Genomic DNA, 25,239 nt, shown 5'->3' with positions numbered 1-25,239 from the left:
CCGATGACACGCATCCTCTTTTTCACGCTCTTCGTCATCGCGGCGGCGCTGGGACTTGCCTGGCTTGCCGACCGGCCCGGCACGATCTCGGTGGAGTGGCTGGGCTATCAGATCGAGACGAGCGCCTTCGTCGGCGTTGTGTCCCTGTCGGTGTTCGTCGTGGCCGTGATCCTGGTCTTGGCCATCCTGCGCTATATCTGGACCCGGCCGTCGGCTGTTGCCGCGCATATGCGCCAGCGCAAGCAGAAGCAAGGCTTCGACGCGCTGTCGCGTGGACTCGTTGCCATCGGGGTTGGCGACCGCGCCCAGGCGCAGCGCTATGCGGGCGTCGCCCAGCGCAACCTGCCGCAGGAACCGTTGACGGCACTCCTGAAGGCGCAGACCGCACAGCTCAAGGGAGATGATGCGGCCGCGCGGCGGACCTTCGAGGGCATGCTCGACAACCACGATACGGAACTGCTCGGCGTGCGCGGTCTCTTTCTCGAAGCCAAGCGTGCGGGCGACGAGGGGGCCGCGCTCGTCCTCGCGCAGCAAGCGGTCGACCGCAATCCGAAGCTGGCCTGGGGCGTCAATGCGCTGTTCGATCTCCAGGCCCGGTCCGGAGATTGGGATCGCGCGCTGAATACGCTCGCGATCGCCCGCCAGAACGGACATGTGGATTCGAAAAGCGCGAACCGCCGCCGCGCAGTGCTGCTGACCGCCGAGGCGCGGGAGACCGAGGCCTTCGACCCCAGCAAGGCCCTGATCCTGGCGAACGAGGCCTTGCGGCTGGCGCCGTCGCTGGTGCCGGCGGCCGAGATCGCAGGGCGCCTGCTTGCTTCCAAGGGCGAGGTGCGCGCCGCCTCCCGGCAGATCTTGCGGACCTGGACGCTGTCGCCGCATCCCAGTCTCGCGGTGGCCTACGCCTTCGCCAAGCCCGGCCTATCGCCCAAGGATCGCCTGAAGCGCGTCGAGTATTTGGCTAAGCAGACCCCGGACGACGTGGAAGGCTCCGTCGCCATTGCCCAGGCCGCCGTGGAGGCCCAGGAGTGGGATCGGGCGCGCGAGGCGCTGGAGCCGTACCTCGAGGAGGCGCCGTCGGCCCGAATCTGCACCCTGATGGCGCGGATCGAAGGCGGCAGCGGCGACAAGGGCCGCGAGCGCGAATGGCTTGCCCGGGCGCTGCGCGCCCCGCGCGACCGCGCCTGGATCGCCGACGGCTACGTGTCCGACCGCTGGCTGCCGGTGTCCCCGGTCACCGGGGTCGTGGACGCGTTCGAATGGAAGGCACCGGCGGACGCCATCGGGCGACCCGACGAGACGCTTCAGATCGACGAATGGACCGGGCCGCCGCGCGATGCGAGCGCCATGCGCCGCGACAGCCATCCGGCGCCTGCGCCTGACCTGCAGGACGAGGCCCCGCCCGCACTGGGCGAGCCGGTGCCCGAAAGCCCATCCATGATCGAGGGCACCGCGGAAGAAGTTGCGGTGTCCGAGGCTCAGTCCACCCCGCCGCCGTCCGGCGAAACCGGCACGGCAGGGCCCGAGGACAGCCCGTCCGCGCAAGCCGCGCCGGCGCCTGTGACGTCGGAGACCCCTCCGGAGAAAGCCGAAGCCCAAGCCAGATCCGCTTCCTCTGCCAAGACGGGTGACGGTGCCGCCGGCGAGAAGCCGAGCGCGTCGATCCTCGTCCCGCCGCGGGCGCCCGACGATCCTGGTGTGGCGCCGGACACCGAAGACGAGAGCGAAGTCTCCCTGGAGCGGTTGCGCTCCGCCCACATCCGCTAGAGGCGCGGACCCGGACTTCGGGCTGCGGAACCGTTCATTCTGCATCGCGGCGCGCTTGCGCCGCGCGCCAATGGCATTAAGCACGAGGCCACACTGAAAAGGGCCGCAATAGCTCAGTCGGTAGAGCGGCGCATTCGTAATGCGTAGGTCGGGGGTTCGAATCCCTCTTGCGGCACCATTCTCCTCACCCCTCCACGTGCAATTTCGGTTGATCCGGAAAATCCGGATTCACCCTCCTCATAGGCGCTTCTGTTTTTCCGCCCGCCTGCGCTAGGATGCTTGCCGAAAGATCGGCGCACCGGCCGACGCATTGTAGGAGGGAACTGCATGTCCAACCCGACACTTCGCGATCTCACCGGCATGAGCCCGGACCCTGCGCCGATTTCGACGAGCGCGCTTGTCTTGATCGATTGCCAGCAGACCTATCGCGAGGGCGTCATGCAGCTCGAGGGCGTCGAGCCGGCTCTCAAGGAAGCGGCCGAACTTCTCCGGCGGTTCCGCGAGGCGGGGCGCCCCGTCATCCACATCATGCACGATGCGGGCGAAGGAACGCCCTATGACGTTGGCGCGCCGATCGGCCAGATCGCCGATGTGGTGGCGCCGGTCGACGGCGAGACGGTCATTATCAAGAGATTCCCATCCGCCTTCGAGCAAACGGAGCTCGATTGGGAGCTCAAGAAGCACGGCGTCGACAATGTCGTCTACGGGGGGTTCATGACCCATATGTGCGTGAGTTCGACCGCGCGGTCGGCCTTCAACAAGGGCTATGCCAATACGGTCGTTGCGGGCGCCACGGCGACGCGAGATCTCGCAAACCCGGCGACGGGCGAGACCATGCCTGCCGAGCAGCTTCAGGGAGCCAGCTTGTCGGCACTCGCGGACATGTTCGCCGTGGTCGTCCCGAAAACCAAGAACCTGCCGGATTGAGCCGGCCCTAGCTGCCGTAGTCGAAGAAGCCCTTGCCGGATTTGCGGCCGAGATAGCCGGCGGCGCACATCTGCTTCAGAAGCGGGCTCGGGCGGTATTTCGGGTCGTCGAAGCCGTTGTACAGCGTCTCCATGATGTTGAGACACACATCGAGGCCGATCAGGTCGGCCAGCGCCCAGGGGCCCATGGGGTGGTTGGCACCGAGCTTCATCATGTCGTCGACGTCCTCCGGCGCGGCGACGCCCTCGGCGACGCAGTTCACCGCCTCGTTGATCATGGGGATGAGCACACGGTTGACCACGAAGCCGTAGCTGTCCTTGGAGACCTTCGCCTCCTTGCCGACCTTGGCGACCATGTCCGTCACCGCGTCGCAGACGTCGTCGGACGTCTGGAGCGCGCGGATGATCTCCACAAGCATCATCAGCGGGACAGGATTGAAGAAATGCATCCCGATCACCCGCGAGGGGTCCTTGGACACCGCCGCGATGCGTGTCACAGAGATGGACGAGGTGTTGGTCGCGAGGATCGCGTCCGCCCGGCAGACCTCGTCCAGCTCCTTGATAAGGCCGGCCTTGAGATCGAAAACTTCGAGAATGGCTTCGACCACCAGATCGCAGTCGGCCAAGTCGGACAGCTCGGTCGTCCCGGTGAGCCGTTCCAGCGTCGCATCCCGGTCGGCGCCGCTGATCTTCTCTTTGGAAACAAGGCGGTCGAGGCTCTTTGCGACGGTCGCCATCCCCCGGTCGACATACTCGGGTTTCAGGTCGCGCATCACCACCGGGTAACCGGCCGCGGCGAAGGTCTGCGCGATCCCGTTCCCCATCGTGCCCGCACCGATCACGCCGATCTTGCGAATCTCGATTGCCATTGACGCCCCCATGTTTTCAGACGCTACGCTGGGGCCGGGCTGCGGGCCAAGATCGGGTCTCTTGATCAAGTTCCCTTGCGTCACCCGGACAAGCGGAACGCTCTTCCCCGCTGGCTTAACCATTTTGCGTTGTCAGTAGGGTGACACTTCCCGGCGGCTGACGCACAGTGACTCTGTGTCGCCGGGCTTTCGGTTGCAGGTGCGACAGAAAGGCCTAGAATGTTAGGCAAATAAGACGAAGGCCTTATTGGTCAGGGTGGACACGCTTCAAAGGGCTGTCATTCAATACGCGTAGGTTTTTCTCTACGACAGACGCTACAACGCTCCGACAGCTCTGCTTGAACAGACGCAGACCTGCAGATCAAAGGTCCACAGTCACATGACCGATACGGTTGCCGAAACCGGCCCGACTTCCGACGACGTTATTGAATCCATGTTCGACTCCGTCGCGAAGGCGGTCTCGGAATCGCCTGCCGTGATGCTCAATCGGCGGGTCGAGGCTGCGACACAAGTCTCCGAGGGCCTCCAGACGACGCAGACCTTTCTGATGCACAGCGCGATGAGCCACGCCGAGCGCATCTCCCACGAGCATCAAGAACGTCTCAAGGCCTCCTTGGCCACGCTGTCGGATGTCGCCAAGGGCTTCTCCGAAAATCCCGACTTTGATGGTCTCGCGGCGGCCTGGCAGGCTTACGTGAACGACAGCATGCAGCGCGGGGCTATGTTCCTCGACACGATGCGCGAGCGCGGAGACATCTTCTTGGAGCACGAGGCGGCGGGGTGTCCCCCTGTCCTGACCTACGACTATGAGGTCGTGCTCGATGGCGCAGATCTGCGTCATCCCTGCAACTACATGCTGCTGAAGATCTTGCCGCCCGAAGGCATCGAGATCGACGCCACCGCGCGGCCCTACGTGATCATCGATCCGCGTGCGGGTCACGGTGCCGGCATCGGCGGCTTCAAGTCCGACAGCCAGGTCGGCGTTGCCTTGGCGAAGGGCCACCCGGTCTATTTCGTCGCGTTCCGGCGTGAGCCGATCCCCGGCCAGACCCTTGCCGATGTGACGCGCGCGGAAGCCGAGTTCGTTCGCGAGGTGGGACGCCGCCATCCCCAATCCCCAAAGCCCGTCGTCACCGGCAATTGCCAGGGCGGTTGGGCAACGCTTCTCCTTGCCGCGACCAATCATGACCTTACCGGACCGATCGTTCTAAACGGGTCGCCCGTTGCGACCTGGGGCGGAGAGGTCGGCAAATACCCGATGCGCTACAACGGCGGCATTCTGGGCGGCACGTGGCAGCCGATGTTCTGGTCGGACATGGGCGACGGTGTGTTCGACGGCGCCCATCTGGTGCAGAACTTCGAGATGCTCAATCCGAGCCGCAACTATTTCGGCAAGTATTACGACCTCTATCGCGACATCGACCATGGCCGCGAGCGCTTCTTGGAATTCGAGAATGGTGGGGCGGGTTCTTCCTTCTCAACGAGGCCGAGATTCACTGGATCGTCGAACAGCTCTTCGTCGGCAATCGTCTCGCGAAGAACGAAGCGCAGCTCGAGCCCGGGCGCCACATCGATGTGAAAAACATCCGTTCACCGATCATCGTGTTCGCCAGCCAAGGCGACAACATCACGCCGCCGCAGCAGGCGTTGAATTGGATCGCGGACAGCTACGCGGACACCTCTGAAATTAGGATCCGTGGCCAGCGCATCATCTACATGGTGCATGACCAGGTCGGCCATTTGGGTATTTTCGTCTCCTCGAAGATCGCCAAACGCGAGCACACGGAGATGACCGGCACGATGGAAGCGATCGAGTCGCTCCCGCCTGGCCTCTACGAAATGAAGATCGATGACTATCAGGGTCACGGCGAGGGCCGTGAGTTCACGGTGAGCTTCCACGAACGCAAGCTGGATCAACTCCGCGCTCTGGACGCCAAGCGCGACGACGAGCAGCCATTCGCGGCCGTCGCCCGCATGTCGGAGATTCAGGCGCAACTCTACGATCTTTGCTTGCGGCCTTTCGTGAAGGCGGCAGTCAATCCGGGTATCGCCGAACTCGCGCGGATGCTACATCCCTTGCGGCTGCAGCGCGGGCTGGTGTCCGGCCACAATCCTGTGATGGCCGGCGTTACGAGTCTCGCCGAGAAGGCCAAGGAAGAGCGGCAGCCGGCAGCCGCCGACAACCCGTTCATTCAGACGGAGAGAGTGTTTGCGGCGCTCTTCGAACAGTCCATCGACTTCATGCGCGATGTCCGCGACGCGATGTACGAGAACATGTTCTTCTCGATGTGGTCGACCCCTTGGGCGGCGACGTTCGGTGCGCCCAACCTCCTGGGACGGACGCTCAAGAACGAGGCCGAGCTCCGGGCGCTCCCCGAAGTTCAGTCGGCTCTGCGTCACATGTCGGAAGGCGGATTCGCCGAGGCTGTGATCCGTATGCTGATCCTGCTTGCGGATTCGCGTGGCGAAGTGCGCCGCGATCGGCTCGAACGGTCCGGCACGGTGCTCACGCAGGACGAACCCTTCCGGTCGCTCAGCACCGACCAGCGGCGGCAAATCATCGACGAGCAGACCCTGGTGGTTCAGTTCGAGCGCGAGTTGGCCATCCAGACATTGCCGGATCTCCTCAAGACCGCCGAAGACCGGAAGCTGGCTGCCGAGGTCGCCCAATTTGTGCCGGGGTCGATCGAGGAGATGTCGCCGAATACGCTGGAGATGCTTCAGCGCTTCCGCCACGTCCTGGGCCTGTCGCCGATTTCCGGCGACATCACGAAGGATCCGCTTGCGGGCCGCGGTTTCAGTACGCTGCGTGGAGGTTCGAGGATGCCGTCGGCCGCCGAGTAGCGGAGACGCCTGGGCTAACGAGACGCCAGGCCTAACGGTCCCAGTAGAAGCGATAGGCGAGACCCACGGTCCCTGACACCTGATCGGGGGTCTGTACGACGGGGCTGTCCGCGGCCTCGTCCAGAAGCCGGCTATAATTCACGCCGCCCTTCAAGACCCAGCGGTCACTGATGTCATAGGTGCCGCCGACGGAAACGAACACGTCTTTGATGCCGCCATCGGTCTATAGACCGGCAGGCCTGCCCTGGAGCGTTTGGCCTCTGCCTGCGTCACGCCGAAATAGGTCTGCATGTATTCGGCGCTGGCAAAGGTTGTGCCGACGCGGACGCCAGCCTTCAGGCGATCCGTCAGTTGCTTCTCCGTCTCGATGCCGAACCGGTATTGCGGACCGGCGGAATCGCCCGTGACCTTATCGATATACGCGGCATCGAACGTAAAGGCCCCGAGCGTGTAGGCCGTGTACGCGCCAAGCACGAGACCGCCCTCGACATCGCCGAGGCCTTTCAGAAGATCGCCGTCGTCTTGATCGCGCGTTGTGATGTAACCGGTCACCGCGCCGATCTGAAAATGGTCGCCGCCAAAGGCGCGAATCCGGATTTCATCGAGCCCGCGGAAGGTGACGCGCTGGCGCACTTCCTTGAAGATGCCGTCCGGCGTGTCCTCGGTCTCGACAAACGAGGGAATGATCATTGGGATGGGAATGACTTCGTGCTCGTTCGAGCCTTCGTATTTGGGCTGGATGATCGCAGCCGCGCCAAGGGCGACGCTCTTCCGCACAACGGTCTCGCCGCCCGCGGGGCCATCGACCAGCGCTGCTTGAGCATGTGCGTCGGATACGGCAAATCCGCCCGCGAGGACGGCACAGATGGCGCCAACCTTCAGAGCACCGTGGGCGCAACCCTGGTGCCGCGTAAACCCTAACCCAAGCCGCATTCGTGAAACCCCGTTGAATCGTCCGGCATTTTTAGCATGGATAGGGTTAACCAGATAGTCGAGAGCGCCACAAATGGCCCGAGATCGTCATAGGAATTTGCGATGGAATTTCGGGGGCTTGGCCGCAGGCACGGCAGACGATCAGGCCGCCGCGGCCGACGCGATGGCCTCTTGCGCCTTCTCGGCTGCGTGGGAGGCGATCATCAACTCTTCATTGGTGCGGATGATGAAGACGCGGACACGGGACCGCTGGGACGAGATGATCGTCTCGCCGGCGCGGTTCTGCGATTCGTCTAGTTCGAGGCCCAGCCAGCCGAAGTCCTGGCAGACGCGTTCGCGAATGCGCCAGGCGTTCTCGCCGATGCCGCCGCAGAAGACGAGCGCGTCGAGACCTGACAGGATCGCCACCATGGCCCCGAGCTCGCGGCGAATGCGATAGACGAAATAGTCGATCGCGCGCCGGGCCTCGATCGTCCCGGCCTCTTCCAGCACACGCATATCGTTCGAGATTCCCGACAGACCCTTGAGCCCGGACTGCTTGTAGAGCAGGTTCTCGATCTCCGCCGCCGAGAGTCCTTTCTCGGCCATCAGATAGAGAACGACCCCGGGATCGAGCTGCCCGCAGCGCGTCCCCATGGGCAGGCCGTCGAGCGCGGTGAAGCCCATCGTGGAGCCGACACTCTGTCCGTCTTGGATGGCGCACATCGAAGCGCCGTTGCCGAGATGCGAGACGACCACGCGCCCGGCGGCATGCATGGGCGCCAGTTGCCGCAGCGCGCGCGTCACATACTCATAGGAGAGGCCGTGAAATCCGTAGCGCCGGACGCCTTCCTCATAGAACTCCAACGGCAACGCATAGGTGTCGTTCACCCACGGGTGCTGCCGGTGAAACGCCGTGTCGAAACACGCAACCTGCGTCGCCTCCGGGAACGCCGCCTGCGCGGCCCGCACCCCGGATAGATTGTGCGGCTGGTGCAACGGCGCCAGCGGGATCAGTTTCTCGAGAGCGGCGAAGCGGTCTTCGTCGATGATCACCGGCGAGCCGTAGTCGGGGCCCCATGGACGATGCGATGCCCGACAGCCTTCACCTGGGCGCCGGAGAACCGGTCGTCCATGAGCGCGAGGATCGCGACCAGTGCCGAGGCATGATCGCTGACCTCGGCGGCGTCGAGATCCTGCTCAGTCATTTCTGCATCGGCGATCCGCGCGCTCAGATGCGGTTTCGTCCCGATACCTTCGATCTGTCCCCTCACGCGCTCGTCGAGACTGTCCGCCTCGAACAGCGCGAACTTGATGGACGACGATCCAGCGTTGAGCGTGAGGATATGGGTCATTACTCGGCTGCCTCCGCAAGGCGTGACCCGACGGGGACGCCGTTCTCCTGCCAGAACCGGTACAGCACCGCGATGGCGCAAGAGGCGAGCCGGCCCTTCTCGCCGTCGGCGCGGCTGGTCAGGATGATGGGTACGGAGGCACCGAGCGCAATGCCTGCGGCCTCGGCGCCGGACACGAAGGCGAGCTGTTTCGCCAGCATGTTGCCCGCCTCGAGATTGGGAACGATGAGGACCTCGGCATGGCCGGCGACTAGGCCCGTGACGCCCTTGGTCGTGGCCGCTTCGGCGTCCATGGCATTGTCCATCGCGAGCGGGCCGTCGACGACACCGCCTTTGATCTGGCCGCGATCCGACATCTTCGACAGCGCCGCCGCATCCAGCGTCGAGGGGATCTGAGGGTTCACCGTCTCGACCGCGGACAACACGCCGACCTTGGGTTTCTGGATGCCGAGAGCCAGGGCCACGTCGATGGCGCTCTGGGTAATGTCCACCTTGGTCGCGAGGTCCGGCGTAATGTTGATGGCCGCATCCGAGATGATCAGCGGATGATCGAGCCCCGGCACATCCATCACGAAGGCGTGGCTCATGCGGCGGCTGGTACGCAAGCCGCCCTTGCTCTTCAGAACCTCATGCAACAGATCGCTCGTGTGCAAATGGCCCTTCATGATGGCCCCGGCGTAACCCTCATGCACCAGTTCGACAGCCCTGCCTGCCGCGGCGACATGGTCGGGAATGTCGATGATCTCGTACATGCCGATGTCTTCGCCCGCGTCGTGGGCGGCTTGGCGGATGAGCGGCTCGGATCCGATAAGGATCGGCCGGATGAGTGAATGCCGCGCTGCCAGAAGTGCACCGCCGAGAGATTCCTTTTCCTCCGGTGCGACGACGGCGGTCACGAGCGGCTCAAGCCCCTCGCAAGAGTGAATGTAGTGATCGAAGTGCTGGTGACGCTGCAGGACGATCTCCGGCAGCTCTTCCATGTCTACGCGGACTTTGCGCTCGGGCGCGAGCACTTCCGCGATCCCCTCGGCGACCGTCTCGCCGCCCCGGCCTGTGACCACCGTCTCCATCACAACGACCGGAGTTCGGGAGCTTGTCTTCAGCGGTGACCTTAAGCTCGTCGCCACGTGGGCCCGGTCGAGAAATCGTAGGCTTTGCGACCGGTACAGTGTTCCCGGTCCCGGCAACACATTGCCGAGCACCGACGAGATCAGTGCGCCGACCCACATGGATGGGGCGACGGCCTCGTGATCGTCGTGGTCGTCGTCGTCTGGAATATGAAGCGGATTGAGATTCCCGGACGCATGCGCAAAGACGTAAAGATCGTTCGCCGTGCAGACGCGTTTGACCGACTCCGTGTCGCCAATCGAAAGCTCGTCGTAGAGCTTGTTCTCGCGGATCATGTATGCCTCCTGCGGTCTACTGCTTTCCGCTGCTGTAACGCTCAAGTCGTCAGGCGAAATCCCGGTGCCTCAAGCGCCAATACGCATGCCGGGAGCCACGCCGTTGCTCCTGCCTGGGGCGGGTTCCTTCCACCCCCGGGCCATCGTGTACAATGTTGATTGCAGTTGCTTGAACATGGCGATCGTTCGTCCGTCCATCTCTTCGATGGGACCGACGATGTCGAACACGAGATTGACTGCACGGACGCGGTCGACGTCGTCGCGCAGCAGCACCGGGAGAGACGAGACCGCCCCGTCGCCGGCGAACTCGACGATCATGTTCTGCTCATTGATGAGGCGGGCCCGCCGGTCCGGGGTCATCGTATCGAACGGCGCGCGCGAATGGAGTAGGCGGTTGGTACGCTCCAGGCGGTCGCGCCGGACGGAGCCGCGCGCACGTGCCAGTAGGATCAACATGCGTACGATCGCTTCCTTGTAGCCGCCTGCTTCTGCGCTTCGGATTGCGTCACGAACTTGAGGCAGCCTGCGAATGTTATGCTCTTGCGGGCGCGCCCGGTATGTGGCTCCAAGCCGCATCATCCAAGGGTTCGCGTAGAGTCCGAGAAAAGCGATTTCCATCAAGGCATCGCGCATGTCGCGGGCAAGGTTGAAGCTCTCCTCGATCGCCGTCGCCGACAGGCGTTCTGCCCGCAAGAATGGATTGTCCTCGTCGGCCTGCTCGCGTGCCTCCCGTGTCGTTTCCGCCAGCGAATAGACGTCGCCGAACAACGGATTGTCGCTTGAGAAGAATGTGTACTGCGCGCGCATCGGATGCGCCTGGCGCAGCGTCTCGGCGACTCCGGCGTGACGAGCGCACGCAGCAGGGGCTGCACGGTCAGCTCGTAGGTCTTGACCGCCCACTCCGAAAGCCGTGCAACGGCGGCGAAAGCTGCTTCTTCTTTGCGGTCTCCCCCAAGCGCCAGGATGTCGTCGATGGTGCGGGTCTCGAACGATACCGTCGGCACGTCATCGCCCTCGTGAATGAGCATCTCGTAGAGCCCCGGCGCCAGCGACTCGATCGTCTGGACGACGCAGGCGATCTCCTTGTGCTGCTTGCTCGCGACTTTGGCGGACACGAAAATGCCGAGATGACCGATGCTGTCGTGGAGCGTGTAGACAATGACGTGGCCGCGCGCGCGCAGTTCCTGGACGGACTCGTAAAGATCGGCGATCCAGAAGAGCGCCTGCTGCGGCGGGGTAATGTTGTCGCCGTGGGAAGCGAACACGACAACAGGCGAGTCGATCCGCGTGAGGTCGACCGGCGTTCCGTCGTCGAGCACCGCCTCACCGCGTACCAGCTTGTTGCCCACGAAGAGATTCTCGACGATCCAGCGAATCTCCGCCTCGTTCATGAAGTAGAAGCCGGACCACCAGCGTTCGAAGTCCAGATAGCGCTCGGAGTCCCAATCGACCTTCGAGAAGATGTCGTAGTTCTTGCGCCAGATCGTCTTGCCGGGATTTAGCTGTTCGAAATTGTGGATCAGCGTCGCGCCGTCGAACTTGCCCGCCCCGAGATCGGCGGTCAGCAGCGCCGGAACGGCGCCGCCTTCCATGCCTGCGAGATACCGAAACGGATTCTGTCCGACCTTGCCGGCCCAATAGGAGAGCGGCGTGCCCGCGATCACCACGGGTCCCATCAGATCCGGATGGGTCGCGGCCAGGATCATGGCGGCCCAGCCTCCCTGACAATTGCCGGTGACCAGGGGTTTGGAACTCTTTGGATGGCGATCCCGAACCGCTTTCAGGAATTCCGCCTCGGCCGCGCAGACTTCGGCAAGGGTCTGATGCGGCTCGGGGTCCCGGAAGAAGATAACGAAATAGACCGGGTGGCCGTCGTTGAGGGCCTCGCCCACCTCGGACTCGCTCTTGAAGCCGCCGATGCCGCTTCCCTGACCGGCGCGCGGATCGATGATCACCCATGGACGGCGATCGTTGCGTGGTGGTGGCGTACCTTCCGGCGGAATGATTCGCACGAGCGCGTAGTTGGCCGGACGCTCGAGCAAGCGGCCGTCCACGATGATCTCGTAGTCGAAGGCGAGGACCGGCGTGAAGCCCTCGGCCTCCCGGGCCGCGCACGCATCGCCGCGCCGGCACAGCGTCTCGAGTGTCAGCACCCAGCGCTGGGCCGCATCCTTCCAATAGGGAGCCAAGCTGGCAGCGGCGAAGGGGACTGCGAAGCTTGCGGCTACCCCAGCCCACTCCGCGGCAAGCCCGCTCCAGACTGTGTGGGTCTTCTCCGCGATATCCGATCCGTGCCGTATCGAAAGCTCGCCGAGGAGGCGCGCTTGCGCCTGAGCCTGCTGCAGGTCTTCCGCCGCATGCCGGGCATAGGCGTCGCGGCTCTGTGCATGGCTACCGGTTCCGTTCGGGGTCTCATCCGACAATGTGATACCCGCCGTCGATGTAGTGCACGCCGCCCGTGACGTTCTCCGCCTCGCGGCTGGCGAGAAATGCCGCATAGGCGCCGATATCCTCGATCGACGCCAGGTGATGGGTGGGCGCGCGCTCGGCCGCCTCATTCATCAGTTCGTCAAAACGGGAAATGCCGGAGGCGGCGCGGGGTCTCAGCGGCCCCGGGGACAGGGCGTTTACGCTGATGCCCTTGGGTCCGAGTTCCGCGGCCATGTAGCGCGTGACCGATTCGAGCGCGGCCTTGGCCGGTCCCATGATGTTGTAGTTCTCGACAACCTTTTCCGCCCCGAAAAACGAGACGGTCATGCAACTGCCCCCATGGCGCATCAAGGGCTCGGCCCGGCGCACCATGCGGATGAAGGAGTAGACCGAGATGTCCATCGCCGTGATGAAACCGTCGCGCGAGCAGTCCACCACGCGGCCGTGCAGGTCCTCGCGCGGGCAAAACGCGATCGAGTGCAGACAGATATCGATATGGCCCCAGATTTGACGAATGCGGTCGAACAGCTGCCCGTACTGACCATCTTCGCGCACATCGAGGGGAAGTATGATGTCGGTGCCGAGCTTCTCGGCGAGCGGCCGCACATGCTTCTCGGCTTTATCGTTCTGATAGGTAATCGCAAGGTCCGCGCCTTGGTCGCGGAACGCCTTCGCGCAGCCGAACGCGATGGAGTCCTCGTTGGCGACTCCAAGGACGAGAGCCTTTTTTCCTGCAAGAGAGAACATGGTGTGACTCGGTAGGTCTGTGACAGTGGAACCTACCGGCGTAACATGACACTTCCGATTCAGTACGGTGGTCAGATTGCGCGTTATGGTCGCGGGCGCCCTGGCGTCCTGCGGACCTTCCCGTGCAGATTGGCGCTCGGGGGGCCGCTCGCGCCGCTACTTGTCCACGGCCTCGTCTTCGATCGCGTCCATGCGCACATCCGACGAGAGCTTTTGCTCTGCCTTCTCCGTAGGCTGGCTGGTGAAGTCCTCGAGCGTACTCACCTCCTCGGCGTCGCGCCAGAACGCGATCGGGCTGAGAAGGTAAGCTGTGATGAGTTCCGCCAGAGACCGCAAGGCGTGAACGTGAATGCGTTCCCAGCCGTGGGAAGCATCGATGCCGAAGCAGACCAAGGCCGTGCGGACGTCGTGGCCGGCCACGACAGCCGAGGCGACATCGGACCGGTAATGCCGGAAAACGTCCTTCTGGTAAAAGATGTCGTCCTCGCGGCACAGGCGCGCCAGTTTGCGCGTGAGGTGGTAGTCGAACGGACCGTTCTGGTCGGCCATGGCGAGTGTGACGCCGAACTCGGCGCTATTCTGGCCCGGCGCGGTCGTGCCATTATCGACCGCGATGAGCGAGGCGATATCCTCCGTCAAGATGTTGGCCGCGCCGATGCCGACCTCTTCCTCGATCGTGAAAAGGAAATAGGCATCCACCGGAAGCTGTTCCTTTACCGCGATCAGCGCTTTCAGCGCCGCGAACATCACCGCCACGCCTGCCTTGTCGTCGAGATGCCGCGAACTGATGAACCCGTTCTCCATGAACTCCGGCTGGGGATCGATGGAGACGACGTCGCCGACCTCGACGCCGAGCCGGGTAGCCTCTTCCGCCGTCGAGCACCGCGCATCCACACGGATCTCCACGTACGGCCAACCCGACGGCTGCTCGTCGACATCGTCGCCGAACGTGTGTCCGGAGGCCATCAGCGGCAGGATCGTCCCGCGATAGCTGCCGCGTTCGGTGAAAATCGTGCAGCGCGCACCCTCGGCAAAGCGCGCGCTCCAATAGCCGATGGGCACCACGGCCAAGCGTCCATTGTCCTTGATGGCCTTCACTTGAGCGCCGAGCGTATCGAGATGGGCTGCAATCGCGCGCGCCGGCCGCCGCTCCTTGCCACGCAAGACGGCCCGGATGGCGCCACGCCGCGTGACCTCGAACGGAATGCCAAGCCGGTCCAGTTCCTCGCCGCACCACCGCACCGCATTGTCGGTGTAGCTCGTGGGGCTCGGAATATTGAGGAAAGTCTCTAGCGTGTCGGCAAGATAGTCGAGATCGATGTGGAGAATAGTCATCACGCAGCCCTGGTGTTCGGAGCGCTTGTCGGCGCGCCCTTCATGGATTGGCTATGGGTAGTACGAGGACGCCTACATTTGAAGCGCTTTGCGCACCGTGGCAGGCACGGTCTGGGGGAACAGAAGGTCGATAAAGCGCGCTGCGGTCGGCTGGGGCTCGTGATTGGCAAGCCCAGGGCGTTCATTTGCCTCGATAAACCAGTAATCCGGTTCCGTCGGGGTCTTCACGATGAAATCGATGCCGGTCACGGGGATTTCGATCGCCTTGGCGGCATTGACCGCGGCGTCGATCAACGTCCGGTGAAGGATGCCCGTCACGTCGTGTATCGTGCCGCCCGTGTGCAGGTTCGCCGTTTTGCGGACGGCGATGGAGGCGTCGGTCTCGGGAATATCGTCGTAGGTATAGCCCGCCGCGGCCAGGCATCGTTCCGTCTCCGTGTCCATCGGTATGGACGATTCACCGCCCGTCGCGGCGAGCCGGCGTTTGGTCTGGCGCTCGATGAGTTCCCGCACGGTCGACTTGCCGTTGCCGATAATGGTGGCTGGCTTGCGGATCGCGGCCGCAACGACGCGGTAGTTGATGACGACGATCCGAAGATCGACGCCTTGGACGAATTCTTCGAGGATGACCTCGTTGCAGAGCGTCTTGGCGTAGTCGACCGCCGCCTTCGTATCGTCCCAGTTCGTGAGACCAACGGCGATGCCCTTGCCCTGCTCGCCGCGGGCCGGCTTCACCACGATCGACCCGTACCGCCCCATGAAGGCGCGGGCCGTATCCTCGTCATCCACCGTGATCTGCTCGGGAACTCTCACGCCCGCTGCGCTGACGATGCGCCGCGTGACCCGTTTGTCGTCGCAGATGCTCATGGCGATAGCGGTGGTGAGCGCGGTCAAGCTTTCGCGGCAGGCCACGGAACGGCCGCCATAGGTGAGCCGGAAGAATCCGCCCTCGGCGTCGATGATCTCAGCCGCGATGCCGCGCCGTTGAGCCTCGTCGACGATGATTCGCGCATAGGGATTGAGCGCGTCGTACTCGTCCGAGGTCTCGGTGAAAAGCTGCTCGTTGATGACGTTCTTGCGTTTGACGGTGAACGTGGCCCAGCGGATGAAGCCCAGCTTCTCGTACAGTGCGATGGCCATCTTGTTGTCGTAGAGCACGGACAAGTCCATGTACGAACAACCGCGTTCCTTGAAGTGCTCGGAGAGGCGGCGCACCAGCGCTTCGCCGATTCCAGGCAGCGTCGACTGGGTGTCGACGGCAAGGCACCACAACGAGGAGCCCTTTTCCGGATCGCCGAAGGCCGCGTTGTGGTCGACGCCCGTGACCGTTCCGACGATCGTCTTGGTCTTGTTGTCCACGGCGACGAAATACGTGATGGCCTCGCTGTCGCGGTTCTCCCAGAAGAAGTTCGGCGCGACCGTCACCATGCGACGCGCCGCATAGATGCGATTGATCTCCTCGGCGTCCTGCAGCGAGTCCAACCGCCGGATCTGAAATCCGGGCGGCGCCGTCGTCGACGGCTCGTAGGCTTTGAGATCCAGCCGATAGGTGTGCGAGGGATCGAGGAACAGTTCCTGGGGCGCCGCCGCCAGCACCACATGGGGATCCAGAATGTAGAACGCGATGTCGCGCCGCCCGGGACCTTCCGCACGCAGGCAGTCGGCCAAATCCGACGCGCTGGCGAATGTTTGGCCGAACAGAAGGCGTCCCCAGCCGCAGTCGAACGCGACGTTGCTTTGGGGTCCACCTTGCGGCGACAGGTCCGCGCGTGGGGTCGTGCCGTGCGGAGCGCCGTTTTCCGTCGCGCCTTCTACGCTGCTTTTTTCCGTGCTCATGCCGTGCCTAGATGTTGTGGGACTGAAGCCAGAGCTCCAACAACGCACATTGCCAAAGCTCCGATCCGCGCAACGGTGTGATGTGCGCTTTCGGGTCAGAGAAAAGACTGTCGAGATAGGCCGGCCGGAACAGGCCGCGATCGCTCGCGGCCTGGCAGGACAGTGCGTCGCGCGTCATCTCCAGGACGGGACCGTCGATATACTTCAGCGCAGGCACCGGGAAATACCCCTTGGGCCGGTCGATCACGGACGAAGGAATAACATCGCGGGCCACATCTTTCAGCACGCCTTTGCCTTCGTCCTTCAGTTTCATCTCGGGCGGTACGCGCGCGGCGAGTTCCACGAGTTCGTGGTCCAGGAACGGCACCCGTGCCTCGAGACCCCAGGCCATGGTCATGTTGTCGACGCGTTTCACCGGATCGTCGACGAGCATCACGGTGGTATCGATGCGCAAGGCGCGGTCCAGCGGCGTCTCGGCGCCGTCTTTCATGAGGTGCGCTTCCACGAGCCGGGCGGGCTCGTCCTCGTCGGCCATCCAGGTCTCGTTCAGGTGCGAGGCAAGTTTCTCGCGGCCACGGTCGAAGAACAGGGCCTTGTAGTCGGTCAGCACGTCGTTGGAATTCGCCAGCTTCGGATACCAATGGTACCCGGCGAAAACCTCGTCCGCGCCCTGGCCGCTCTGGACCACCTTCACGTGCTTCGCCACTTCGCGGGAGAGCAGGTAGAAACCCACATTGTCGTAGGACACCATCGGCTCCGACATCGCCGCGATCGTCTCCGGCAGGGACTCGAGCATGTGCCCCGTGGGAATCATGATCTTGGTGTGGTCGGTGCCGAAATGCTTGGCGATGATGTCCGAGTATTTGAACTCGTCGCCGGCTTCGCCGTGCGCGGCCTCGAAGCCGATCGAGAACGTCTTCAGATGCTGTTGGCCGGCCTCGGCCAAAAGACCCACGATCAGGCTGGAATCGACGCCGCCGGAGAGCAGCACGCCCACCGGAACGTCGGCGATCATGCGCCTGTCGACCGCGCGCCGCAGCGCGGCGCCGACACGGTCCTTCCACTCGTCGTCACTGGTGGCGAGATCCTCCGCCGAGCGATCGAAGCACAGCTCCCAGTACTGGGTGTCCTTGTAGCTTCCGTCGGGCTCGATCAGGCGCAAGGTCGCGGCCGGCAATTTGCGCACGCCACGCAGGATCGTGTGCGGCGGCGGCACGACCGCATGAAACGTCATGTAGTGCGCAAGGCCGACCGGATCGAGCGCCGTGTCGACATCGCCCGCCGCAACGAGCGCGGGCAGCGTCGAGGCGAAGCGAAGACGCTTGTCCGACATGGTATAGTAGAGCGGCTTGATCCCGAGCCGGTCCCGGGCCATCGCGACGCGGCCGGTGTCGCGCTCATAGACCACGAACGCGAACATCCCGTTGAAATGCTTCGGTGCTTCCGGTCCCCAGGCATGCCAGGCCTTGAGGACGACCTCTGTGTCGCTGGTGGAGAAGAACCGGTAGCCCTTGGCTTCCAGCTCTGTGCGCAGCTCTTTGTGATTGTAGATGCAGCCGTTGAAGACGAGCGTGATCCCGAGCTCCGAATCGACCATGGGCTGCTGGCCGCGTTCAGATAGATCGATGATCTTCAGGCGCCGATGGCCGAAGGCGAAGGTGCCGCGCGAGACGATGCCGCCGGCATCCGGGCCCCGCGGAACCATTGAGCAGGTCATGGCCTCCATGGCCTCGACCGATGCAGGCGAGCCGTCGAATGTGATCTCGCCGCATAATCCGCACATACTCTGATGCCTCTTTTGGGATGGTGGTTTCGGCTGGCCGCGCCAGGCCATTCCGAGAATAAAGCAAGAATGGGGCCGGACTCGCGAGGTTTCGCGCGCGCCGGCAACGGCGCTCCTAAGAACCTAGAATTGCGTTGATATTGGAAAGTATTGCATCGATGCGTGTATCGATCAAATTGAGGCCCGCTCGATGCCCGGGTCATATCCGCGCAGATGCCGTTTTTTTGGGCAGCGGCCAATGAAATCCTCGGCTCAACTCCCGGCGCGGCAAATATGGCCGTCGAGAAACCACCGGAAAGATGCGAGGCTGGCGTTTTTGTGATGGGCCGCCCCCCGGAAAGCCAAGGAACTGCCCTGTTTTGCCATTATGTTTAGGCTCTTGCGCGATCCTCTGCAAATTCATGAATGCGCCGACTACATTAGCGTTGAGGCGCGGAGCCTTTGAGGGACGACGAATGAGCGGACGATTCGCCATTATTGGGCTGACAGCGTTGGCCCTTTTGGCATTGGGGATTGGTACGAGCGCGGTTCCGGGTACGGCAACGGCGGAATTCCGCGTGCCCGGCCTCTTCGGCGGCAAAAAGGTCGTCAAGCGCAGACGTTATCGCCGGCCCCCGCCCGTCCAGCCGGTCCGAAATCCCGACCGGATATTCGCCGCCACGTCCGCCAAGACCGTCTCGCCTGATGTTGCCAAGGGCAGCGACACCGCGCTCGCCGTTGGCACCGCGTCGGCCGCCAGCGTGGCCATGGCGCTACCGGCGGCAACGCCTCTCGCGGCAAAGATAGATGATTCCGGCGAAGCGGCCGGCGACGCAAACAAGTCCAACGAGACCGATTCCAAAACCGAAACCGCGAATGCCTCCGACACGAAGCCGGAGCCGACGGCTGACGCGGAGGCCGAAGCAGACTCCGCGGACGACGACAAGACGGCTGTGACGGACTCTGAGCCCGCCGATGCCGACGAAAGTGCGTCCGAGGAGGCGACCGCCGAGGCGGATGACGCAGACAAGCCAGAGGATGCGACCGACACGGCAGCGGTGACGGAAGACACCGCCGATACGAAGTCAGCCGATGCAGAATCCGAAGAAGACGATAAACCCTCCGATACCAAGACCGCCGATGCGGCGAACGAGGACGAGGCGTCTGATGCGAAGCTGGCCGACACCGAGCCGGACAAGACCGATACCGAGACGGCAGCCGATTCTGAGGCGAACGCCGACGAGGCCGACGCTCCGGTAACAGCAGATGCCGAACCGGACGAAGAGAAGACGGCCGAGACCAAGACTGCTGAGTCTAAGACCGCTGACGACGAGACCACCGGCGCGGATGCTTCCGGTGAGCAGACGGCCGCGGGCGACAGCGACAAGACAGCGGAAGAGCCTCAGTCGAAGAGCGCCGCTGCGGACACGTCCGAAGAGACCGAACTCTCATCGGCCGATGCGTCCGCCAAGTCGGACGATGCCGCGGACAAGGACAAGCTCGACGAAGCCGCCGACGAGCCGGCGAAGGTCGCCGACACCGCCAAGGACGAAGCGGAGACAGCAGCGACGGCTGCGGCTGCCGCAGCGACCGCCGCAGCGACCGCCGCTGCGGCCGCGGCTGGAGCCATAGCCGAGAGCAAGGACGCCGAGACCGACGAGCCGGCGAAGGTCGCCGATAGCACCGAGCACGACGACGCGACGGCCAAAGACGCGAAGGTCGAAGACTCGGAGGACGTCGCCGCCAAGCAGGCGGATGACGAGGACGTCGATACCAAGAGCGCCGACACCAAGACTGCCGACGCTAAGGACGCTGACGCCAAGGCTGCCGAGGACGCGGATAGCGAGGACGTCGCCGAGAACGTCGAGGTGCCCGCCGGCAAGGCCGGCGATTCCGAGGGCGAGATCGTCACTGCGTCTCTCCCGCCCGCTCCGGAGCCGAAGCCCGAGATCGCCCGCATGGCGAGCCCGGCCAACACGCCGGAACGTGCGGCCGAGACCGCAACAGACGATGAAGACACCGAGCCGGCCCCGGACGACGAGGTGACTGCCTCGATCTCACCGTCATCCGAGCCCGACGGCATGGCTCAATCGGACGAGGCGCAGGACGTTACGGATGTGACGCGCTCGTCGGACGAGGATCTGGCGGAAGAACGCCTCGAGCTCGATCCGCGCGCCTATTCCGCCACGGTCGTTCTCGACGTCTCGCCGCCGCCAGGCGCCGAGGCGGACGGTGAGGACGCCAAAGTCGCAGCACTCGAACCCGGTTCGGCGCGTTTGACCCCCGACGATGCTGCGTCCGAAAGCGAAGACACGGAAGAGGCGGTCGATCTTGGACCGCCGCCCCCGCCGCCTGTCGATCCTGTCATCGCGGCCGTGCGCGCGAAGCTGGACGGCTCCGCACCGCCCAAGGTGGCCACCGCGGATCTGGAAGCGCTCAAGACGCTGTATGGCGAGCGTGACGACGATCCGCTATGGGTCGCCGAGGATGGCCTGACGCCCAAGGCGAAGACTCTAGTCGCGACCATCCGCGACGCGGACGACTGGGGTCTCGACGCGGATGCCTACGACGTGCCGTCCGCCGACGATACGCTGACGACGGACGAAGCCCGCGCCGATGCCGAACTCGCCCTCTCGGCGGCGACTTTAAAGTATGCACGACACGCGCAGACCGGCCGTATGACGCCGTCGAGCGCCCACAAACTCTTCGACTTCCACCCGACGGCACGTGACCCCAAGACGGTCCTCACGGAACTTGCCGCGTCGGACGCACCGGACAAATCGCTTCTCGCGCTTCATCCGCAGAGCGAGCAGTATCAGCGCCTGCATGCGTCCTTGGTTCAGGCGCGGGACGCGGCGAAGCAGTCCGGCCGCAACCCGGACAATGACCGGACCGTCCAGCTCATCGCCATCAACATGGAGCGTTGGCGCTGGCTGCCGTCCGACCTCGGCAACTTCCACGTCTGGAACAACATTCCGGAGTTCAAGTTCCGGGTCCTGAAGGGCGGCCGCACGATCTACGAGGAAAAGACGATCGTGGGGCAGACCCAATACGCTACGGCTTTCTTCTCCGCGCCGATGCGGAACATCGTCTTCAATCCCAATTGGACGGTCCCGCCGACGATCGTGAAAGAAGACATCGCACCGAAGTTGAAAGGCCCGCAGCGCTCAGGCGGCTTGTTTGGCGGACGCGAGTCCCGGAACAGGATGCTGAGCCGCTACGGCTTGAAGGTCAGCAAGGGCGGCAAACCGGTCGATGCGGACGCCGTCGACTGGCAGAGCGTGAATGTCCACACCTACACGTTCCAGCAGGATCCGGGGCCTCACAACGTGCTCGGCCAGTTCAAGTTCAACTTCCCGAACAAGCACGCGATCTACATGCACGATACGACCCAGAAGGAGCTGTTTGGGCGCCGCGTACGGACGCTGAGTCACGGGTGTATCCGCGTCAATCAGCCGGCCCGCTTCGCTGCTTTCCTTCTCAATGAGGACAAGGGCTGGTCGATGGGCACGGTCCAGGACATTCTGGCCCGCTCCCAAGGCCAGACCAAGGTGATCGCGCTCGAGCACAGGATCCCGGTCCATCTCACCTACAATACGGCGATCGCCGACGGCTACGGCTCCATCCGTGAATTCGGGGACGTGTACGGCATCGACAACCGCATGGCGGCGAAGCTCTTCAAGAATCCGGCGCACTTCAACGTGCCGGTGTCCGGGCCGGAAATCGCCGAGACGTCGCCAACCCAACGGTATTCGGAGCCACGTCCACGCCGGCGGCGCACCGCGAATAGCGTCGACGACTTCATCTCGGGAATTCTCGGCAATTAGCCGGGCGGTTTAGGCGCTCTCGATCGCACCTAGAATGTCGCGTGCGAAAGCCGTGAGCGATGGATCGCGGGCGCCCATGACAAGAACGACGTCGCCTTCGCGCGCCTCGCTTGCGATCGCTTCAATCAGCCAGTCCCGCGACGGTGCGAACGCGGCTTGCGTCCCGGTCGCGGCGATCTCGTCCACGATGTCCGCGGCGGAGAAGTCCCGCGTGGCCGTGCCGCCCGCGTAGAACACTTCGAGCATGAAAAGCCGGTCGTCCGCCGAGAGCTCGCCCGAGAACGTCCGCACGAAGTCCTGCCACAGGAAGCGCGTCGGCCCATAGCCGTGCGGCTGGTAGATCGCGAGCACACGGCGCCCGCGCAGTTTCGCTGTCCGGATCGCGGCAGCGATCTTCTCAGCATTGTGTGCGAAGTCGTCCACAATCTCGATGCCGTTCGTGTGGCCGATCGTCTGGAACCGCCGCCCGATGCCGGAGAAGCCTGCAAGCGGCTCCGCCATGCCCTCCAGCGGCAGACCCGCGGCGCGGCAAGCCGCGATGGCGGCAAGCGCGTTGGTCACGTTGTGCAGCCCGGGAACGGGAATCGCGAACGAGACGCCCTCCACATCGAAGCGCGCGCCGTCGGCACTGTGTTCCACGTTGACCGCGCGAATGTCTGCGCGCTCGCTGAGGCCGAAGCGGGTCGCGCCGCCAGAAAACGCGTCGAGGTTCGCATCGTCGCCCACGACGAGGGTCTCGCGGGTCCGCGCGCGCAGCGTGGCGAACATAGCCGCAACCTCCTCCATCTCTTTGTGGTCGCGCTGCAGATTGAGGATGATGCCGATCGACGGCGCGTAGCGGACGAGGGAACCGTCGCTCTCATCCGCTTCCACCACCAGCAAGTCGGAGGCGCCGGCGAAGGCATTGCCGATCAGCCCTTCGGCTTGCAGCGCTGGGAGGTCGCCGCCGGTGATGACGGACGGATCGGCGCCCATCCCGCGCAGGATCTCGAACGTCATGCCCGTCACGGTCGACTTCCCGCTCGTACCCGTCACCGCGATGGAGCGGTAGGCACCGACGAAATGGGCGAGCATTTCGGAGCGGTGCACGATCGGTACGCCACGGGCTCTGGCCGCGGCGAAATCGGGCACGGTCTCTTCCACCGCCGTCGATACCACGAGCGCGGCGCAGTCTTCCCCGATCCCGCTGCCGTCTTGGGTGAACACGCCGATGCCAAGCGCTTCGAATTGGGCGCGAACAGCCGCGCGCTCACCCTGGTCGAAGGCGCGGTCGCTGCCGCTCACGCGTCCGCCCTTCATCGCCTGAAACTGGGCGAGGGCGCTCATGCCGGAGCGCCGAGCCCCGCATAGTGAAAACGGCCCGACGACAGCTCGGGGATGTCCCGGCTCTCGACGGCGCGATCAGTATGAGGTCCCCCTCCTGTGCCGCGTCGAACAGGGCGGTGACATCGGCGTTGCTCATGCGGACGCAGCCGCAGGACGCCGGACGCCCGATATGCTCCTCGTGGTTGGAGCCGTGGATGTAGATGTAGCGCTCGCGGGAGTCGCAGCCCGGCCCGCGGTTCACGCCGTCCTCGAGGCCGTCCAGCGTCAGGATCCGTGTGAGGATGAGGTCGGTTTCGCAAGTCTCGCCCTGCCAGCGTTCGCCGGTCGGCTCGCGCGACGAGAAGACCGTGCCTGCCTCTGCGCCCGCGCCGATCTTCCGGTCGATGCGGTGCCAGCCCGGCGGCGTCTTGAAGGAGTTCTCTTCGCCGCCGATCCCTTTCAGCGCCGTGGAGACCGGCCAAGATCCCACAGCCGCCCTGTCCTGGATCAGCGTCGCCGTCTGCCGCTCGACGTCGACGACGAAGAGCCGGCCGGGAAGGTCCTGCGGCGCGCCGGGGCGGGCGCGGGCAGCCTCAAAAAGCGCAAGGGCGCGGGTGGTTATGGCGGAAACAGGCGGCGTCACGCGGCGCACTCTGCCACAAGGGCAAGGCGCCGTGTCACTCTTTTATTGCAGCCCCATGCAACGCAGGCCCATGAACCGGGTCAGCGCCCGGAACTGAACAGCGGTCCGCCGTACGGATAGTAGAATTTCCAATAGCGGTACTGGTAGGGGCGCCTATAGCGCTTGCATTGCCAGCCGCAATTGCGCGTGCTGCGGCGCACGGTCTTCCGCTTGCGCTTGGCGACCGTCGTGACCATCGATCCGGCGTCCTCGGCGATCGTGTGGGCCGCGGTGCCGGACAGCGGCACGGGTGCCGCGTTCGCGGGCGTAGCGGCAAGCCAAGCCGCCCCAACCATGACAAGGGCTGCAATCGCAATTCGCATGGGACAGAACTCCTTCTGGCCGGATGCATCTCGTGGCCGCTCTCAAGCAACGACGTGCACACCATATCACGCCAGTCTTTCGGCCGTCTTACGCGGCTCTTAGCGATTTGGTTACCTTGACGGCAGCCGCGATCCGATCTTCGCCTCAGGGCAGCGCGGCCGCCGTGAGCAGGATCAAGACTTCGCCGGCTTGTTCGGCCGTGCCCAGCACATCTCCGGTCTGGCCGCCGATTTTCCGGATCGCCATCCGTGCGAGCAGCACGAGCGCCACCGCAACCAAGACCGCTGAAACGAGTGTCGCGCCGAACCCGAGGCACACGAGCATCACGACAATGCCGAGGGCTACGGCGCCGGCCGCCACGTTTGCGCTGGGCCGGCCCGCGCCCGCCGACAATCCGTCCTCACGGGCCCGCGGCACGGCCCGCATGAGAAGCGGCAACGCGCCTCTTGCGCCGGTATGGGCGGCGATCAGCGCGAGGATGGCGGGGCCTGCACCCGCGGCCGCAAGGCCTGACAAAGCGCCGATGCGCAACAGAAAGGACACGATCAAGGCGATGACGCCATAGGTGCCGATCCGGCTGTCGCGCAGGATCTCCAGCACCCGCGCGCGTTCATGACCGCCGCCGAACCCATCGGCCGTGTCGGCGAGCCCGTCCTCGTGAAGGCATCCCGTCGCCAGCGCCGTGGCGGCAACGGCCAGCGTCGCCGTCACAAAGGGCGGCAGATTGAGCGCCAAGGCCACATAGAGCACCACGCCGCCTATCAGACCGACAACGGTACCGGCGATCGGGAACGTCCAGGCGGCATCGGCCAGCCGTGCGCCCGCCGTCGCCGTGACAGGCAGCCGCGTGCAAAAGGCTAGGCCCGCCCGGAGGTCCGTGGTAATGCCGCCCATAGAGTTGAATTCCCCCGTCTT

At 64.3% G+C, this 25,239-nt stretch carries 13 protein-coding genes, 1 tRNA gene and 4 pseudogenes; 5 read left to right on the top strand and 13 right to left on the bottom strand.

Annotation, left to right across the window (positions count from 1 at the left end; all coding sequences use genetic code 11):
- Positions 1–3: 3 nt before the first annotated feature.
- The 3 genes from AUC70_RS05820 (at position 4) to AUC70_RS05810 (ending at position 2,694) form a co-directional block, all read left to right on the top strand.
- Positions 4–1,767 carry a heme biosynthesis protein HemY gene (locus AUC70_RS05820; protein ID WP_069443970.1) on the top strand — a complete coding sequence of 588 codons (1,764 nt, stop codon included), beginning with the start codon at positions 4–6 and terminating at the stop codon, positions 1,765–1,767.
- A gap of 102 nt (positions 1,768–1,869) precedes the next feature.
- Positions 1,870–1,945: transfer RNA gene (locus AUC70_RS05815), tRNA-Thr, on the top strand.
- Positions 1,946–2,094: 149 nt separating this feature from the next.
- Positions 2,095–2,694 (top strand): cysteine hydrolase family protein, encoded by a 600-nt coding sequence (locus AUC70_RS05810; protein WP_069443969.1) that lies wholly within the window; start codon positions 2,095–2,097, stop codon positions 2,692–2,694.
- A 7-nt stretch (positions 2,695–2,701) separates the two neighbouring features.
- On the opposite strand, the gene AUC70_RS05805 is transcribed toward AUC70_RS05810, so the two are convergent.
- Positions 2,702–3,562, bottom strand: coding sequence for a 3-hydroxybutyryl-CoA dehydrogenase (locus AUC70_RS05805; protein WP_069443968.1), 861 nt, complete (start codon positions 3,560–3,562; stop codon positions 2,702–2,704).
- A 379-nt stretch (positions 3,563–3,941) separates the two neighbouring features.
- On the opposite strand from AUC70_RS05805, the pseudogene AUC70_RS18770 reads away from it, so the two are divergent.
- Positions 3,942–6,406: pseudogene (locus AUC70_RS18770) on the top strand (DUF3141 domain-containing protein).
- Between the two features lie 31 nt (positions 6,407–6,437).
- Here AUC70_RS18770 and AUC70_RS05795 read toward each other — a convergent pair.
- From AUC70_RS05795 to AUC70_RS05755, 8 genes and pseudogenes are all read right to left on the bottom strand, one after another.
- A pseudogene (locus AUC70_RS05795) lies at positions 6,438–7,339 on the bottom strand (MipA/OmpV family protein).
- A gap of 141 nt (positions 7,340–7,480) precedes the next feature.
- Positions 7,481–8,673: pseudogene (locus AUC70_RS05790) on the bottom strand (acetate/propionate family kinase).
- Positions 8,673–10,076 carry a bifunctional enoyl-CoA hydratase/phosphate acetyltransferase gene (locus AUC70_RS05785; protein ID WP_069443966.1) on the bottom strand — a complete coding sequence of 468 codons (1,404 nt, stop codon included), beginning with the start codon at positions 10,074–10,076 and terminating at the stop codon, positions 8,673–8,675. The pseudogene AUC70_RS05790 and the gene AUC70_RS05785 overlap by 1 nt, the downstream one beginning before the upstream one ends.
- A gap of 69 nt (positions 10,077–10,145) precedes the next feature.
- Positions 10,146–12,574: pseudogene (locus AUC70_RS05775) on the bottom strand (DUF3141 domain-containing protein).
- Positions 12,489–13,253, bottom strand: a complete 765-nt coding sequence (fabI, locus tag AUC70_RS05770; protein WP_069443963.1) for an enoyl-ACP reductase FabI — start codon at positions 13,251–13,253, stop codon at positions 12,489–12,491. Before fabI ends, AUC70_RS05775 begins: the two are co-directional and overlap by 86 nt.
- Positions 13,254–13,409: 156 nt before the next feature.
- Positions 13,410–14,588, bottom strand: a complete 1,179-nt coding sequence (locus AUC70_RS05765; RefSeq protein ID WP_069443962.1) for an osmoprotectant NAGGN system M42 family peptidase — start codon at positions 14,586–14,588, stop codon at positions 13,410–13,412.
- A gap of 72 nt (positions 14,589–14,660) precedes the next feature.
- Positions 14,661–16,424 carry an N-acetylglutaminylglutamine synthetase gene (ngg, locus tag AUC70_RS05760; RefSeq protein WP_083241297.1) on the bottom strand — a complete coding sequence of 588 codons (1,764 nt, stop codon included), beginning with the start codon at positions 16,422–16,424 and terminating at the stop codon, positions 14,661–14,663.
- 7 nt (positions 16,425–16,431) lie between these two features.
- On the bottom strand, positions 16,432–18,207 hold the full coding sequence (locus AUC70_RS05755; RefSeq protein ID WP_069443961.1) for an N-acetylglutaminylglutamine amidotransferase: 1,776 nt from the start codon (positions 18,205–18,207) through the stop codon (positions 16,432–16,434).
- 455 nt (positions 18,208–18,662) lie between these two features.
- Here AUC70_RS05755 and AUC70_RS05750 point away from each other — a divergent pair, with 455 nt between their 5' ends.
- Positions 18,663–22,013 carry a L,D-transpeptidase scaffold domain-containing protein gene (locus tag AUC70_RS05750; RefSeq protein ID WP_141701977.1) on the top strand — a complete coding sequence of 1,117 codons (3,351 nt, stop codon included), beginning with the start codon at positions 18,663–18,665 and terminating at the stop codon, positions 22,011–22,013.
- A 9-nt stretch (positions 22,014–22,022) separates the two neighbouring features.
- On the opposite strand, the gene AUC70_RS05745 is transcribed toward AUC70_RS05750, so the two are convergent.
- The 4 genes from AUC70_RS05745 to cobS all read right to left on the bottom strand — a co-directional run bounded on the left by AUC70_RS05745 (position 22,023) and on the right by cobS (position 25,218).
- A complete protein-coding gene (locus AUC70_RS05745; protein WP_069443959.1) occupies positions 22,023–23,339 on the bottom strand; it encodes a UDP-N-acetylmuramate--L-alanine ligase in 1,317 nt (438 codons plus the stop codon).
- Complete coding sequence (locus AUC70_RS05740; RefSeq protein ID WP_069443958.1) at positions 23,263–23,961, bottom strand: L,D-transpeptidase; 699 nt, start codon at positions 23,959–23,961, stop codon at positions 23,263–23,265. Before AUC70_RS05740 ends, AUC70_RS05745 begins: the two co-directional genes overlap by 77 nt.
- Before the next feature lie 80 nt (positions 23,962–24,041).
- Positions 24,042–24,323, bottom strand: a complete 282-nt coding sequence (locus AUC70_RS05735; RefSeq protein ID WP_141701975.1) for a hypothetical protein — start codon at positions 24,321–24,323, stop codon at positions 24,042–24,044.
- A gap of 145 nt (positions 24,324–24,468) precedes the next feature.
- Positions 24,469–25,218: an adenosylcobinamide-GDP ribazoletransferase gene (cobS, locus tag AUC70_RS05730; protein WP_069443956.1), complete on the bottom strand. Its 750-nt coding sequence runs from the start codon at positions 25,216–25,218 to the stop codon at positions 24,469–24,471.
- Between the last annotated feature and the right edge of the window lie 21 nt (positions 25,219–25,239).

The sequence above is a fragment of the Methyloceanibacter stevinii genome, assembly GCF_001723355.1.
GTDB classification, from domain to species: Bacteria; Pseudomonadota; Alphaproteobacteria; order Rhizobiales; family Methyloligellaceae; genus Methyloceanibacter; species Methyloceanibacter stevinii.
This window is presented reverse-complemented; position numbering and strand designations above follow the sequence as displayed.